Source organism: Pseudomonas sp. R1-15, assembly GCF_051132085.1.
Taxonomy (GTDB): Bacteria; Pseudomonadota; Gammaproteobacteria; order Pseudomonadales; family Pseudomonadaceae; genus Aquipseudomonas.
The window spans coordinates 655,718-667,664 of the sequence record NZ_CP071660.1; the positions used below are offsets into that span (position 1 = coordinate 655,718).

General features: G+C 60.7%; 13 protein-coding genes. 8 read left to right on the plus strand and 5 right to left on the minus strand.

Annotated elements, in window-relative coordinates; genetic code table 11:
• The first annotated feature begins 98 nt into the window (after window positions 1–98).
• Complete coding sequence (locus tag J3P97_RS02785; protein WP_434673420.1) at window positions 99–905, plus strand: hypothetical protein; 807 nt, start codon at window positions 99–101, stop codon at window positions 903–905.
• Window positions 906–956: 51 nt separating this feature from the next.
• A complete protein-coding gene (locus tag J3P97_RS02790; RefSeq protein ID WP_434673421.1) occupies window positions 957–1,667 on the plus strand; it encodes a hypothetical protein in 711 nt (236 codons plus the stop codon).
• Here the strand turns inward: J3P97_RS02790 and J3P97_RS02795 are convergent.
• On the minus strand, window positions 1,649–2,617 hold the full coding sequence (locus J3P97_RS02795; protein WP_434602680.1) for a LysR substrate-binding domain-containing protein: 969 nt from the start codon (window positions 2,615–2,617) through the stop codon (window positions 1,649–1,651). The genes J3P97_RS02790 and J3P97_RS02795 overlap by 19 nt on opposite strands.
• Window positions 2,618–2,745: 128 nt before the next feature.
• Here J3P97_RS02795 and J3P97_RS02800 point away from each other — a divergent pair, with 128 nt between their 5' ends.
• From J3P97_RS02800 to J3P97_RS02815, 4 genes are all read left to right on the plus strand, one after another.
• Window positions 2,746–3,384, plus strand: coding sequence for an FMN-dependent NADH-azoreductase (locus tag J3P97_RS02800; RefSeq protein ID WP_434673422.1), 639 nt, complete (start codon window positions 2,746–2,748; stop codon window positions 3,382–3,384).
• A 133-nt stretch (window positions 3,385–3,517) separates the two neighbouring features.
• Window positions 3,518–4,408 carry an alpha/beta fold hydrolase gene (locus tag J3P97_RS02805; RefSeq protein WP_434673423.1) on the plus strand — a complete coding sequence of 297 codons (891 nt, stop codon included), beginning with the start codon at window positions 3,518–3,520 and terminating at the stop codon, window positions 4,406–4,408.
• A 201-nt stretch (window positions 4,409–4,609) separates the two neighbouring features.
• Complete coding sequence (locus tag J3P97_RS02810; RefSeq protein WP_305497125.1) at window positions 4,610–4,906, plus strand: PsiF family protein; 297 nt, start codon at window positions 4,610–4,612, stop codon at window positions 4,904–4,906.
• Between the two features lie 235 nt (window positions 4,907–5,141).
• A complete protein-coding gene (locus J3P97_RS02815) occupies window positions 5,142–6,155 on the plus strand; it encodes an AI-2E family transporter (protein ID WP_305497122.1) in 1,014 nt (337 codons plus the stop codon).
• A 114-nt stretch (window positions 6,156–6,269) separates the two neighbouring features.
• Here the strand turns inward: J3P97_RS02815 and J3P97_RS02820 are convergent, their stop codons facing one another.
• Window positions 6,270–7,544, minus strand: coding sequence for an Hsp70 family protein (locus tag J3P97_RS02820; protein WP_305497121.1), 1,275 nt, complete (start codon window positions 7,542–7,544; stop codon window positions 6,270–6,272).
• Between the two features lie 292 nt (window positions 7,545–7,836).
• Here J3P97_RS02820 and J3P97_RS02825 point away from each other — a divergent pair, with 292 nt between their 5' ends.
• Together J3P97_RS02825 and J3P97_RS02830 are read left to right on the plus strand one after the other, a co-directional pair.
• Entirely contained in the window at window positions 7,837–8,775 is a 939-nt protein-coding gene (locus J3P97_RS02825) for a DnaJ C-terminal domain-containing protein (RefSeq protein ID WP_434569968.1), read from the plus strand.
• Window positions 8,776–8,826: 51 nt separating this feature from the next.
• Window positions 8,827–9,126 (plus strand): chaperone modulator CbpM, encoded by a 300-nt coding sequence (locus J3P97_RS02830; protein ID WP_264433249.1) that lies wholly within the window; start codon window positions 8,827–8,829, stop codon window positions 9,124–9,126.
• A gap of 142 nt (window positions 9,127–9,268) precedes the next feature.
• On the opposite strand, the gene ureC is transcribed toward J3P97_RS02830, so the two are convergent.
• From ureC to J3P97_RS02845, 3 genes are all read right to left on the minus strand, one after another.
• A complete protein-coding gene (gene ureC / locus J3P97_RS02835) occupies window positions 9,269–10,969 on the minus strand; it encodes an urease subunit alpha (RefSeq protein ID WP_434673424.1) in 1,701 nt (566 codons plus the stop codon).
• Window positions 10,970–11,110: 141 nt separating this feature from the next.
• Window positions 11,111–11,416 carry an urease subunit beta gene (locus J3P97_RS02840; RefSeq protein WP_434602683.1) on the minus strand — a complete coding sequence of 102 codons (306 nt, stop codon included), beginning with the start codon at window positions 11,414–11,416 and terminating at the stop codon, window positions 11,111–11,113.
• Entirely contained in the window at window positions 11,413–11,946 is a 534-nt protein-coding gene (locus J3P97_RS02845; protein WP_305497115.1) for a GNAT family N-acetyltransferase, read from the minus strand. Before J3P97_RS02845 ends, J3P97_RS02840 begins: the two co-directional genes overlap by 4 nt.
• Window position 11,947: the final 1 nt, after the last annotated feature.

The window sequence follows — 11,947 nt, forward strand, 5'->3', positions numbered from 1 at the left end:
GGATGAACTGTGGAAAGTCCGGGCTTATGTGATTAAGTTGGCGCTTGCCGTCATGCGGCTGAACAAGAAACAACAATCACTTATTAAAAGGAAATATCATGAGTATTTTATTGCCCAGCATCGACGAGAGTATGCGCTTTTTTGAAACGGTAAGGCTTGCGCCCGTCAGTGTTGCTGATTTCTCTGCAGGTGCACCAAAGAGTTCCCGTTTAACGGCTATGGCTGAAAAGTCGGAGAGTCAGTCAGTTGCCCAGGCAGACGTATTATTAGCCAACGAGAATCCTGCCATTATCGGCTTTGCCGATAATTTGGACGGAGATACAAAACACGCGGCGGCAGACAGTGTTCATTTTGCTGAACGTGTTGCCACTTTCAAATTTGACAAGAACAAGCAGCCCCTCGAGTGGCACGCACTGTACAGTGATGCAATGAGGCATTGCGGATGGACGATGACCAGCAACAAGTATCAGGAGTTTACAACTTCACATACAAGTCTGACGATGGATTCCATCGTTCTGGAAATTGTCCAGGCGGTGGCAGGCCGAAACGCTCCGGCGATGCTTGATTTATTGTTCGGCGTCTTTGATCGGCTGCGATCCGACGAGAAGCTGGTAAATCTTTTTGATAGCACCAGTAAAAAAGGTGCGGATAAGGACTTCAGAATCGTGCCCTGCATCCAATCCCCAGGGGGAACTCCAATAACGGCTTTCCTGGCGGTCGACTGCACTCTCTCTTCAAACCAAGGCGGGGCTTGGTTCTGGAAATGGAAAGTGTCGCGGCTTCGAATGAAGCGCGTGGCTACGATGGCCGAGCTCAATATGCGCATACATGATCGGAACAGGGACATGATCTACCAGAAGCTGGATAAGAGCTCTGACGATTTTTTCAACAGTATCGAGTTATAAGCGCTCACCGGGTTGTTCGAATGAGCAACCCATCTTGGAAGGTGGTCTGTCATGTTGGATGAGGAAATACTGCTGCTTCCGGAAGGGCTGTTGTCTATTTCGGAAGGCGTGCCGAAGGAGTGGCGGCAGAAACTTAAATATTCGTTGCTCTATTCGCATCTGCACGCTCGCTCGACCGGTGACAAGTTTGATGCCTTGGCGAAGTGGCGCGCAGGTTATTCTCGCGCCATGGAAAATCTGGAATGGACAACCCTGGCGAATAAAGCGTCCAGTTTCGAGCCGAAGAACGGGGTTGTCATTGTGCTGAGCGACTTGCTCGGGGAAAAATTGATATCAGATGTCAAGCTGCAGGCGCAGCTTGATCGGCTGATAGCCAGTGTTGAGGAAGCGCTGGGTTCAGAGGCGTTGGGTGCTGCAATCAGGGAGCAGTTGCTTTCACCTGCTCAGGCGAAGGACAAGTCCGATACGACTGTTTTCGTGCATGTCAGCCTGATAGGCGTGGGCCCCGTTGTTTATACGGTATCTGTGAGGTTTCGGACTTCGCAACGTATTGATGAGCTTTTTTTCAAGCAGCGTTTCACGGGCAAGCATGTAGTGGGACAGGTCAGTGTGAATGTTTCCACAAGGCAACTCAGCACAGCCCGTTACGAAAGAAACGGTATTGAACAAAAGGTGCGGCGCGGCCTACCGGCCAACGCGGACTCATTGCTCGTCGAGCTTTCTTCGGCAGGCTGTCCAGAGCCTCATGCTCTGCCAGCATGATCGCTCTGGCTCTGGGCGACCCGATCCTGAAACAGTTTTAACGAACTCGTCAGTGCGTGCCCGGACTGCCGCGCCTCTTCCTCCAGCCATTTGAAAAACGCTCGTACTGGCGGATGGCGTTCCCGGCCCGGAACGCATAAGGCGCTGTAGCCCGCGCCGTTGACCTGGACGTGCGGGTGGTAAGCGACCAACAGGCCGCTGGCGACGCTCTCGGAGGCCAGCACGTTGCTCGCCAGGACCAGGCCTTGCCCGGCAATTGCCGCTTGCAGGGCGTAATGCTCCTCGTCGTATTCGCGTATGCAGGGCTGACGGGTCAGCCAGGTTTCTCCCGCCCGCGCGCACCAAGCTTCCCAGCCATGGGCATAAAGCTTGGTGTTGTGCCACCGTACACTGATCAACGTCGTCGGTTGTCGGGTCGCCAGAGCGGCTATTTGCTCCGGTGACCCGTATACACCGAAGTACTCATCGAACAGGCACATGCCATATAGGTTCGGGTAGTTCTCCAGGCTATAGCGCACCACCATGTCCACGCTGGCGTCCTGGTGCAGGTCGATCACTTCGCAGTGCGTGTCCAGGCGGACATTGATGGTGGGATGGCGCGCGTAGAACCGACCCAGGCGCGGCACCAGCCAAAGCGCCGCGAACGCTGCGGTGGTGGAAATCGTCAGATGCGCGGTGCTGCGTTGCGGGCGCAGGGTATCGACGCTTTGCGCCACTTCCAGCAAGGCACCGTGCAGGCTGTGGAACAAGCGTTGGCCACCTTCGGTCAGCCTCACCTGGCGAGGCAGGCGCTCAAAGAGTTGCACACCCAGCCAGGTTTCCAGTGAGCGGATCTGGTGGGAAATCGCCGTGGGCGTTACCGACAGCTCAGCCGCCGCGGCCTTGAAACTGAGCAATCGTGCCGCGGATTCGAAGGCACGCAACGCGTTGAGTGGCAGGGCAGCAAACATCTGGAATCTCCAATGGATGAGAACAGCTCATCCCGGTCAACTAACGCTCATTTGAGCTGATGCAGGCTTGGGCTTCAATCTGAAAGCCATGCGTGGTTCCCAGTGTAGTCACAGTCCAGGAGTTTCAGATGAGCAATATTCTTGTGGTACATGGCAGCCCCCGCGGCGAGCGTTCCCATTCCCGACGTTTGACGGAGGCTTTCATAGCGGCTTGGCAGGCCGCCAATCCACAAACCCAACCGACCCGCCGCGAGGTCGGCCGGACCGTTATTCCTCCGGTCAACGAAGCCTTCATCGCCGCGGCGTTCCACCCCGAGCCTCAGGCAAGGCCGTTGACCATGCAGGCCGACCTGGCCTTGAGCGATGCGTTGGTGGCGGAGCTGCAGGACCATGACCGGCTGGTGATTTCCGCACCCATGCATAATTTCGGCGTGCCCAGCGGCGTGAAGGCCTGGATCGACCAGATCGTGCGCATTGGCGTGACGTTCAACCACAGCCTGGATAACGGTGTCTCGCAATATGAGCCGTTGGTGCTGGGCAAAAAGGCCCTGATCGTGACCAGCCGTGGCGATTTCGGCTTCGGCCCCGGAGGCTCGCTGGAATCCATGAACCACGCCGATACGCTGCTGCGCACGGTCCTGGAGTTTATCGGCATCAGCGACGTGACGGTGGTGGCCGCTGAAGGAGAGGAGTCGGCCGAGCACAGCTTCGCGCGGTCCTACGCCGAGGCCGAGCGGCGCTTGCTGGCGCTGGCGCGAACATTCTGAACGGGCTCGATCGCTACAACGGGGCTGGCGTCGGCGCCTTCGATTGACGACGCGGGCCGAAGTGGCGGGTGTGTCATAGACTGGTCATCATCGGTACCGATGCTGACCACCTCTTGATCACAAGGACGTCGCCATGTCGCAACGCTGCGCCACTCGCTACCCGCTGGTGCTGGTCCCGGGCATGCTTGGGTTCATTCGCCTGGTGTTGTATCCGTATTGGTATGGCATTGTCGAGGCGTTGCGCCGGGGTGGAGCCGTGGTGGTCGCGGTGAAGGTTTCGCCATTGCATTCGTCCGAAGTTCGCGGCGAGCAATTGTTGGCACGGATCGAGGAGATTCTCAGGGAAACCGGCGCGCAAAAGGTCAACCTGATCGGCCACAGCCAGGGCGCCCTCACTGCCCGCTACGCAGCCGCCCTGCGACCGGATCTGGTCGCCTCGGTCACATCGGTGGCCGGCACCAACCACGGGTCCGAACTGGCCGATTACCTGCAAGACCATTATCCGGCCGACAGCGCCAAAGGGCGGTTGCTCAGCGCTTTTCTGCGGCTGATCAACGCGTTGATGAGCCTGCTCGACACCGGTTATCACGGGCCGAAATTGCCGGTGGACATCCGCGCCTCCCATGCTTCGCTGACGACTGCCGGCGTGGCGTTGTTCAACGAGCGTTATCCACAAGGCCTGCCGCAGACCTGGGGTGGGCAGGGGCCGGAAGAAGTTAGTGGGGTGCGTTATTACTCGTGGTCCGGGACTCTGCAGCCGGGCAAGACCGACAGGGGCCGCAACCTGTTCGACGGCACCAATCGCAGCTGCCGGCTGTTCGCGCGCACCTTCGTGCGCGAAGCCGGGCAGTGCGACGGCATGGTCGGGCGCTACAGCTCGCACCTGGGCACGGTGATTCGTGATGATTATCCGCTGGACCATTTCGACGTGGTCAATCAGTCGCTGGGACTGGTGGGCAGGGGAGCGGAGCCGATCCGGCTGTTTGTCGAGCATGCGCAGCGGTTGAAGGATGCCGGGGTGTAGCGCATCAGTTGGACCGCGTTATCGTTCTTCGCGAGCAGGCTCGCTCCCACAATGGAGCGGTCGCTGAAACCTGTGTGGGAGCGAGCCTGCTCGCGAAAGCGGTAGATCAAGCAATGAAGATCTGGCGATGAAGGTGTAACAGGCTTTGTCTACACTGCACTTCATCGCCGTCCTTCTCGGGCGGCAACCAGGAGAAACACCATGAAGATGCTGCGTGTCCCTTTGTTGATGATCGGCCTGCTGCTGTGTTCCCAGGGCTTCGCCGCCACCGCCCAACAGACCAAGATGACCACCTGCAACGCCGACGCCACCGCCAAGGCCCTCAAGGGTGACGAACGCAAGGCTTTCATGAGCAACTGCCTGAAGGCCACTCCGGCCGCCGCTGAACCCAGTACACCGCAGGAACGCATGAAGACCTGCAACGCCACGGCGACGACCCAGGCCTTGAAGGGCGATGCGCGCAAGGCGTTCATGAGTGATTGCCTGAAGAAAAAGTAAGCACCGGGATTTTTCTGACCCCTCCAGGGCCTCATCGCGAGCAGGCTCGCTCCCACATTGGACCCAGCCGACGCTAATCTGATGTGGGAGCGAGCCTGCTCGCGATGAGGCCGGAGCAAGAAACTAAAAAACGTCTGAACCTCGACCAGGATCGGCCGATACAATCCCTAGTGCTGCCAGCGGAACGCTGGCAGACTGCCGATCCTTTCATGTCGTTTTTTTGTCCTGGGGCTGTATGCCAACGTTTTCTCAGCGTCATGTGTTGTTGGTGATCAGTTGGGTGATCATTTTTGGTGGGTTGTTGCTGGTGTTGCCGCTGCGCCTGTTGCCGAGCCTGCTGGCCGGGCTGCTGGTGTTCGAGCTGGTCAACATGCTCACCCCGCAGCTGCAACGACTGATCGAAGGCCGGCGTGCCCGCTGGCTGGCGGTAGCATTGTTGGGCACGCTGGTGGTCAGTGTGCTGAGCCTGATTTTCGCCGGGGCCTTCAGTTTCCTGCTGCACGAAGCGGAAAACCCGGGCGCATCCCTGGATAAATTCATGGGCGTGGTCGACCGCGCCCGTGGGCAATTGCCGCCGTTCATCGACGCCTACCTGCCGGCCAGCGCCGCCGAGTTCCGGGTGGCGATCGGCGACTGGGTGAGCAAGCACCTGAGCGACCTGCAACTGGTGGGCAAGGACGCGGCGCACATGTTCGTGACGTTGCTGATCGGCATGGTGCTGGGCGCCATCATCGCCTTGCAGCGCATCCCCGACCTGACCAAGCGCAAGCCCCTGGCCGCCGCGCTGTTCGACCGCTTGAACCTGCTGGTGAAGGCGTTTCGCAACATCGTTTTTGCCCAGATCAAGATTTCCCTGCTCAACACCTTCTTCACCGGGATTTTCCTGGCGGTGGTGCTGCCGTTGTTCGGCATTCAACTGCCGTTGACCAAGACCCTGATCGTGATGACGTTCCTGCTGGGGCTGTTGCCGGTGATCGGCAACCTGATGTCGAACACCCTGATCACCATCGTCGCCCTGTCGCTGTCGATCTGGGTGGCCGTGGCGGCGCTGGGTTACCTGATCGTGATCCACAAGCTCGAATACTTCCTCAACGCCCGCATCGTCGGCGGGCAGATCAGTGCCAAGTCGTGGGAACTGCTCATGGCGATGCTGGTGTTCGAAGCCGCGTTCGGCCTGCCGGGTGTGGTGGCGGGGCCGATCTACTATGCGTATCTCAAGAGCGAGTTGAAGCAGGTGGGGATGGTTTGATCGGGTAGTTGTATTGCCTGGTCCAGCGCTTTCGCGAGCAGGCTCGCTCCCACAGTAGGATGCGGTTGACTGTGGGAGCGAGCCTGCTCGCGAAGGACGCGCCTCGGTCCTGGATCAGACCTGGCTGCCATACCGCTTCATCGCCTCGATCGCCAACCCGCTGCCAATACTGCCGAAGATATTACCTTCCACATGGCGCGCCTGGGGCAGCATCGCCGCGACGCTGTTGCGCAGCGCCGGAATGCCGCTGGAGCCGCCGGTGAAAAACACCGTGTCGACTTGATCAACCCGCACGTTGGCATCGTTGAGCAGTTGCGTGACGCTGTTGCGCACTCGCTCCAGCAGGCCGTCGATCGCCGATTCGAACAAGGCGCGGCTCAGGTCCACGCTCAGGCCAGGCTCGATCCGGTCCAGGGCCACGTGGCGCTGGTCGGCGTGGGTCAGCTGAATCTTGGTTTCCTCCACTTCCATCGCCAGCCAATGCCCGGCACGCTGTTCGATCAGCTTGAACAGCCGGTCGATACCGCCGGTGTCTTCGATGTCGTAGCGCATGCTGCCCAGGGCCAGCGTGGACTTTTGCGAATACACCGCGTTGATGGTGTGCCAGGTCGCCAGGTTCATGTGATGGCTGGTGGGCATGTAGGCGCCGCTTTTCATCCGGCTGCCGTAGCCGAACAGCGGCATCAGGCCTTGCAGGCTGAGCTGCTTGTCGAAGTCGGTGCCGCCGATGTGCACGCCGCCGGTGGCGAGGATGTCGGCGTGACGGTTGTCGTGCATGCGGCGCTCGGGAGACAGGCGCACCAGGGAGAAGTCCGAAGTACCGCCGCCGATGTCGACGATCAGCACCAGCTCTTCTTTTTCGATGGTCGATTCATAATCGAACGCCGCCGCAATGGGTTCGTACTGGAAGGAGACTTCCTTGAAACCGATGGCCCGCGCCACGTCCACCAAAGTGTTCTCGGCTTCCTGATCGGCCATTTCATCGTCATCAACGAAAAACACCGGACGCCCCAGCACCACTTCTTCGAATTCCCGCCCGGCGGTGGCTTCGGCACGCTTCTTCAACTGACCGATGAACAACCCCAGCAGATCCTTGAACGGCATCGCCGTGCCGAGCACGCTGGTATCGTGCTTGATCAGCTTGGAACCCAGCAGGCTCTTTAGCGAGCGCATCAGCCGGCCTTCGTAGCCTTCCAGGTATTCGTGCAGGGCTAGGCGACCGTAGACCGGGCGACGTTCCTCAAGATTGAAAAAGACCACCGAGGGCAAGGTGATCTTGTCATCCTCCAGCGCGATCAACGTTTCCATGCCAGGACGCAGCCAGCCGACGGTGGAGTTGGACGTGCCGAAGTCGATACCGCAGGCACGCGCCGGGGATGGGTTTTTCATGTCTTTCAGTTCCGGTCGTAAAAACGGCCGCGCAGTGTATGCCAGTGCGACGCGGATTCGAAGGCCGGTTGTCCACTAATTCGCAAACCCCGGCCTTGAAAGACCGCGTCGGCCCCCCAAACTTGCTGGCATGGGTCTGGTGGCACAGGGCGGTACAAGATCCGCCGCCAGCTGCCGATAAACTTCTGATGCACCGTCCGGTCACAATCTTGAGGCCGGTCAACCCGCTGTCCGGTCATCCGGGCATGCCGTGCGTGGCGGTGCGACATCGATAACGGATGGTGATGCTTAGATGGATTTCAAAGACTATTACAAGATCCTGGGTGTGGAGCCGACGGCCGACGACGCCACGATCAAGGCCGCCTATCGCAAACTGGCGCGCAAGTACCACCCGGATGTAAGCAAAGAGAAAGACGCCGAGACCAAGTTCAAGGATGTCTCCGAGGCGTATGAAGCGCTGAAGAGTGCGGACAAACGCGCTGAATACGATGACTTGCGCCGCTATGGCCAGCACGGCCAGCCGTTCCAGGGGCCGCCGGGGTGGCAGAGCCGTGGTGGTTTTGGCGGGCAGGACACTGGCGATTTCTCGGATTTCTTCAGTTCGATCTTTGGCAATCGCGGGCCGGGTTTCGGTGGCGGACAATCGGGTCGCAGCGCCGGCCGTCGGGGGCAAGACGTGGAAATGGAATTACCGATCTTCCTGGAAGAGACCCTGTCGAACGAATCGAAGAAGGTCAGCTTCCAGGTGCCGCAGTACAACGCCGCGGGCCAGCATGTGAGCAATACCAGCAGAAGCCTGAACGTGAAGATCCCGCTGGGAGTGACCGATGGCGAGCGCATCCGCCTCAAGGGCCAGGGCGCGCCCGGCATCGGGGGCGGCGCCAATGGCGACTTGTACCTGACCATTCGTTTCGCCCCGCACCCCAAGTTCGATGTCGAAGGCCAGGACCTGATCATCACTTTGCCCCTGGCGCCGTGGGAACTGGCGTTGGGCACCGAGGTGGCGGTGCCGACCCTCACCGGCAAGATCAACCTCAAGGTGCCGGCCGGCAGCCAGAACGGCCAGCGCATGCGCGCCAAGGGCCACGGCCTGCGCAACAAGGCCGGCGAGCGCGGTTACCTGTTCGTGCAGCTCAAGGCCGTGATGCCCAAGGCCAGCGACGAATCGGTCAAGGCGCTGTGGGCGGAGTTGGCGAAGAAAGCCGCATTTGATCCGCGGGAGAACTTCTGAACCGAGGATCATGGCTAGACTCGACAGTTGAAGCATTGGGAGAAGCAGACCATGAGCAACCCGATCATTGAACTGAACCTGATGGAATTCTGTGAGGCCGCTGCGTTGGCCGATGTCCATGTGATCGAAATTATCGAGCATGGCATTCTCGAACCTCACGGCACGGCCCCCACGGACTGGCGTTTCACTGATTACGAACTGGTCCTGGCCCGGCGTGCAGCGAAGCTGCGCCGCGAGTTGGAGCTGGAATGGGAGGGCGTCGCCCTGGCGCTGGACCTGCTGGAAGAGGTGCAGCAGCTGCGCAGCGAAAACCGCATGCTCAAGCAGCGGCTGGGGCGGCTGGTCGAATGAGGCAGGCTGGACATAAAACCCTGTGGCGAGGGAGCTTGCTCCCGCTCGGTTGCGCAGCAACCGCCAAAGAGCGAGGGCTGCTTCGCACCCTAGCGGGAGCAAGCTCCCTCGCCACGGAGTTTGCGTTCGGCCAGTTATCCACTCAAAACAGAAAATACCGCTGCGCCATCGGCAGCACATCCGCCGGTTCACACCACAACAGCACGCCATCGGCCTTGACCTGATAGGTTTGCGGGTCGACGTCGATGCTCGGCAGGTAGTCGTTGTGGATCAGGTCGGTCTTCTGCACATCGCGACAACCTTTCACCACGGCGATCCGTTTCTTCAAGCCCAATTGCTCCGGCAGGCCCGCCTCGGCGGCGGCCTGGCTGATGAAGGTCAGGCTGGTGGCGTGTCGTGAGCCGCCGTAGCTGGCGAACATCGGCCGGTAGTGCACCGGTTGCGGTGTCGGAATCGAGGCGTTGGCATCGCCCATCAAGCTGGCGGCAATCGCCCCGCCCTTGAGAATCAAGGTCGGTTTGACGCCGAAGAACGCCGGGCGCCACAACACCAGGTCGGCCCATTTGCCGACTTCGATGGAGCCCACCTCATGGCTGATGCCATGGGTGATCGCCGGGTTGATGGTGTACTTGGCGATGTAGCGCTTGATGCGGAAATTGTCGTTACCGGCGCCATCGCCGGGCAGGGCGCCGCGCTGTTTTTTCATCTTGTCGGCGGTTTGCCAGGTGCGGGTGATGACCTCGCCGACGCGGCCCATGGCCTGGCTGTCGGAGCTGATCATCGAGAACGCGCCGAGGTCATGGAGGATGTCTTCGGCAGCGATGGTTTCACGGCGGATGCGGCTTTCGGCGAAGGCCACGTCTTCGGCGATGCTCGGGTCCAGGTGGTGGCAGACCATCAGCATGTCGAGATGCTCGTCGATGGTGTTGCGGGTGAATGGCCGGGTCGGGTTGGTGGAGCTGGGCAACACGTTAGGAAAACCGCAGGCCTTGATGATGTCCGGCGCATGACCGCCACCGGCACCTTCGGTGTGGTAGGTGTGGATGGTGCGGACCTTGAACGCCGCCAGGGTGGTTTCGACGAAGCCGGATTCGTTGAGGGTGTCGGTGTGGATCGCCACCTGCACATCGTACTGGTCGGCCACGCTCAGGCAGTTGTCGATGGCCGCCGGCGTGGTACCCCAGTCTTCATGCAGCTTCAGGCCGATGGCCCCGGCCTTGACCTGCTCGACCAGCGGCTCCGGCAGGCTGGCGTTGCCCTTGCCGGTGAAACCGATGTTCATCGGGAACGCGTCGGCGGCCTGGAGCATGCGCGCCAGGTGCCACGGCCCGGAGGTGCAGGTGGTGGCGTTGGTCCCGGTAGCCGGGCCCGTGCCGCCGCCGATCATGGTGGTGACACCGCTCATCAGCGCTTCTTCGATCTGTTGCGGGCAGATGAAGTGGATGTGGGTGTCGATGCCGCCGGCGGTGAGGATCATGCCTTCGCCGGCGATCACTTCGGTGCTCGCCCCGATGGCGATGGTCACGTCGGGCTGGATGTCCGGGTTGCCGGCCTTGCCGATCGCCGCGATGCGCCCGTCCTTGAGGCCGACATCGGCCTTGACGATGCCCCAGTGGTCAATGATCAGTGCGTTGGTGATCAACGTGTCGACCACCTCGGCGGCCAGCAGTTGGCTCTGGCCCATGCCATCGCGAATCACCTTGCCGCCGCCGAACTTCACTTCTTCGCCGTAGGTGGTGAAGTCCTTTTCCACTTCGATCCACAACTCGGTATCGGCCAGGCGAACCTTGTCGCCGACGGTGGGGCCGAACATGTCGGCGTAGGCTTGTCTCGAAATCTTCATGTGCTCGCCTTGAAACTCAATTGAATATTGGAACCGTTCGCTGCGCTCACTCATCGCGAGCAAGCTCGCTCCCACATTTGATCGCGTTTCCCTGTGGGAGCGAGCTTGCTCGCGATGAGGCCAGTGCAGGCACCCTCTGACTTACAGGTCGCCCATGACCCGCCCGGCAAACCCGAACACCCGCCGGTGCCCGGCCAGGTCCACCAGTTCCACCTCGCGGCTCTGGCCCGGTTCGAAGCGCACCGCCGTGCCGGCCGGGATGTTCAGGCGCATGCCTCGGCTGGCGGCGCGGTCGAAGGCCAGGGCGTCGTTGGTTTCGAAAAAATGAAAGTGCGAGCCGACCTGGATCGGCCGGTCGCCGCTGTTGGCGACGTTCAGCTTGAGGGTACGGCGGCCGACGTTGAGCTCGATGTCGCCGGGCTGGACCTGGTACTGGCCTGGAATCATTGCGGTTGCCCCAAAGTCTTGTAGTAGATGGCGGTCGGGCTGTAGGTCCCGTCCGGGCTCTGGCAGTAGTCGGGCAGTTCGCCGACGCGGGTGTAGCCCATGGCGCGGTAGAACGCCTCGGCCTCGGAACCGGCCTCGGTGTCGAGGTACAGCAGGCCGCGCTTGTGCTGGCGCGCACCGAGCTCCAAGGCATTCATCAACTGCTGGCCGAGGCCGCGGCGGCGGGCATCGCCGCGCACCAGCAGCTTTTGCACTTCGGCGCGGTTGAGGCCGTTGGGCTTCTGGCACAGCGCGAGCTGGACGCTGGCTTGCACCTGCTCGTCCTTGACCACCACCCACAGCAGCAGATGGCCCTGGTTGAGGCTGGCCTGGACCTCGTCGAAATAGGCGCGGGCCTGGACGGCATCGAGGTCAGCCATGAACCCCACGCTGGCGCCATAACCCACGGCGTCAAGCAGCAGATCAATCAAGCCCTGGCGGTAATGCGCGAAGCTTTCAGCGTGGACTCGGCGCAACTGGGCGGCGTTCATC

Excerpts from the sequence above, each read along its gene's own strand:
- J3P97_RS02815 (WP_305497122.1), top strand. The coding sequence starts at position 5,142 with ATGCCAACGTTTTCTCAGCGTCATGTGTTGTTGGTGATCAGTTGGGTG.
- J3P97_RS02825 (WP_434569968.1), top strand. The coding sequence starts at position 7,837 with ATGGATTTCAAAGACTATTACAAGATCCTGGGTGTGGAGCCGACGGCC.
- J3P97_RS02790 (WP_434673421.1), top strand. The coding sequence starts at position 957 with ATGTTGGATGAGGAAATACTGCTGCTTCCGGAAGGGCTGTTGTCTATT.
- J3P97_RS02810 (WP_305497125.1), top strand. The coding sequence starts at position 4,610 with ATGAAGATGCTGCGTGTCCCTTTGTTGATGATCGGCCTGCTGCTGTGT.
- J3P97_RS02795 (WP_434602680.1), bottom strand. The coding sequence starts at position 2,617 with ATGTTTGCTGCCCTGCCACTCAACGCGTTGCGTGCCTTCGAATCCGCG.
- J3P97_RS02830 (WP_264433249.1), top strand. The coding sequence starts at position 8,827 with ATGAGCAACCCGATCATTGAACTGAACCTGATGGAATTCTGTGAGGCC.
- J3P97_RS02820 (WP_305497121.1), bottom strand. The coding sequence starts at position 7,544 with ATGAAAAACCCATCCCCGGCGCGTGCCTGCGGTATCGACTTCGGCACG.
- J3P97_RS02785 (WP_434673420.1), top strand. The coding sequence starts at position 99 with ATGAGTATTTTATTGCCCAGCATCGACGAGAGTATGCGCTTTTTTGAA.
- J3P97_RS02800 (WP_434673422.1), top strand. The coding sequence starts at position 2,746 with ATGAGCAATATTCTTGTGGTACATGGCAGCCCCCGCGGCGAGCGTTCC.
- ureC (WP_434673424.1), bottom strand. The coding sequence starts at position 10,969 with ATGAAGATTTCGAGACAAGCCTACGCCGACATGTTCGGCCCCACCGTC.
- J3P97_RS02805 (WP_434673423.1), top strand. The coding sequence starts at position 3,518 with ATGTCGCAACGCTGCGCCACTCGCTACCCGCTGGTGCTGGTCCCGGGC.
- J3P97_RS02845 (WP_305497115.1), bottom strand. The coding sequence starts at position 11,946 with ATGAACGCCGCCCAGTTGCGCCGAGTCCACGCTGAAAGCTTCGCGCAT.
- J3P97_RS02840 (WP_434602683.1), bottom strand. The coding sequence starts at position 11,416 with ATGATTCCAGGCCAGTACCAGGTCCAGCCCGGCGACATCGAGCTCAAC.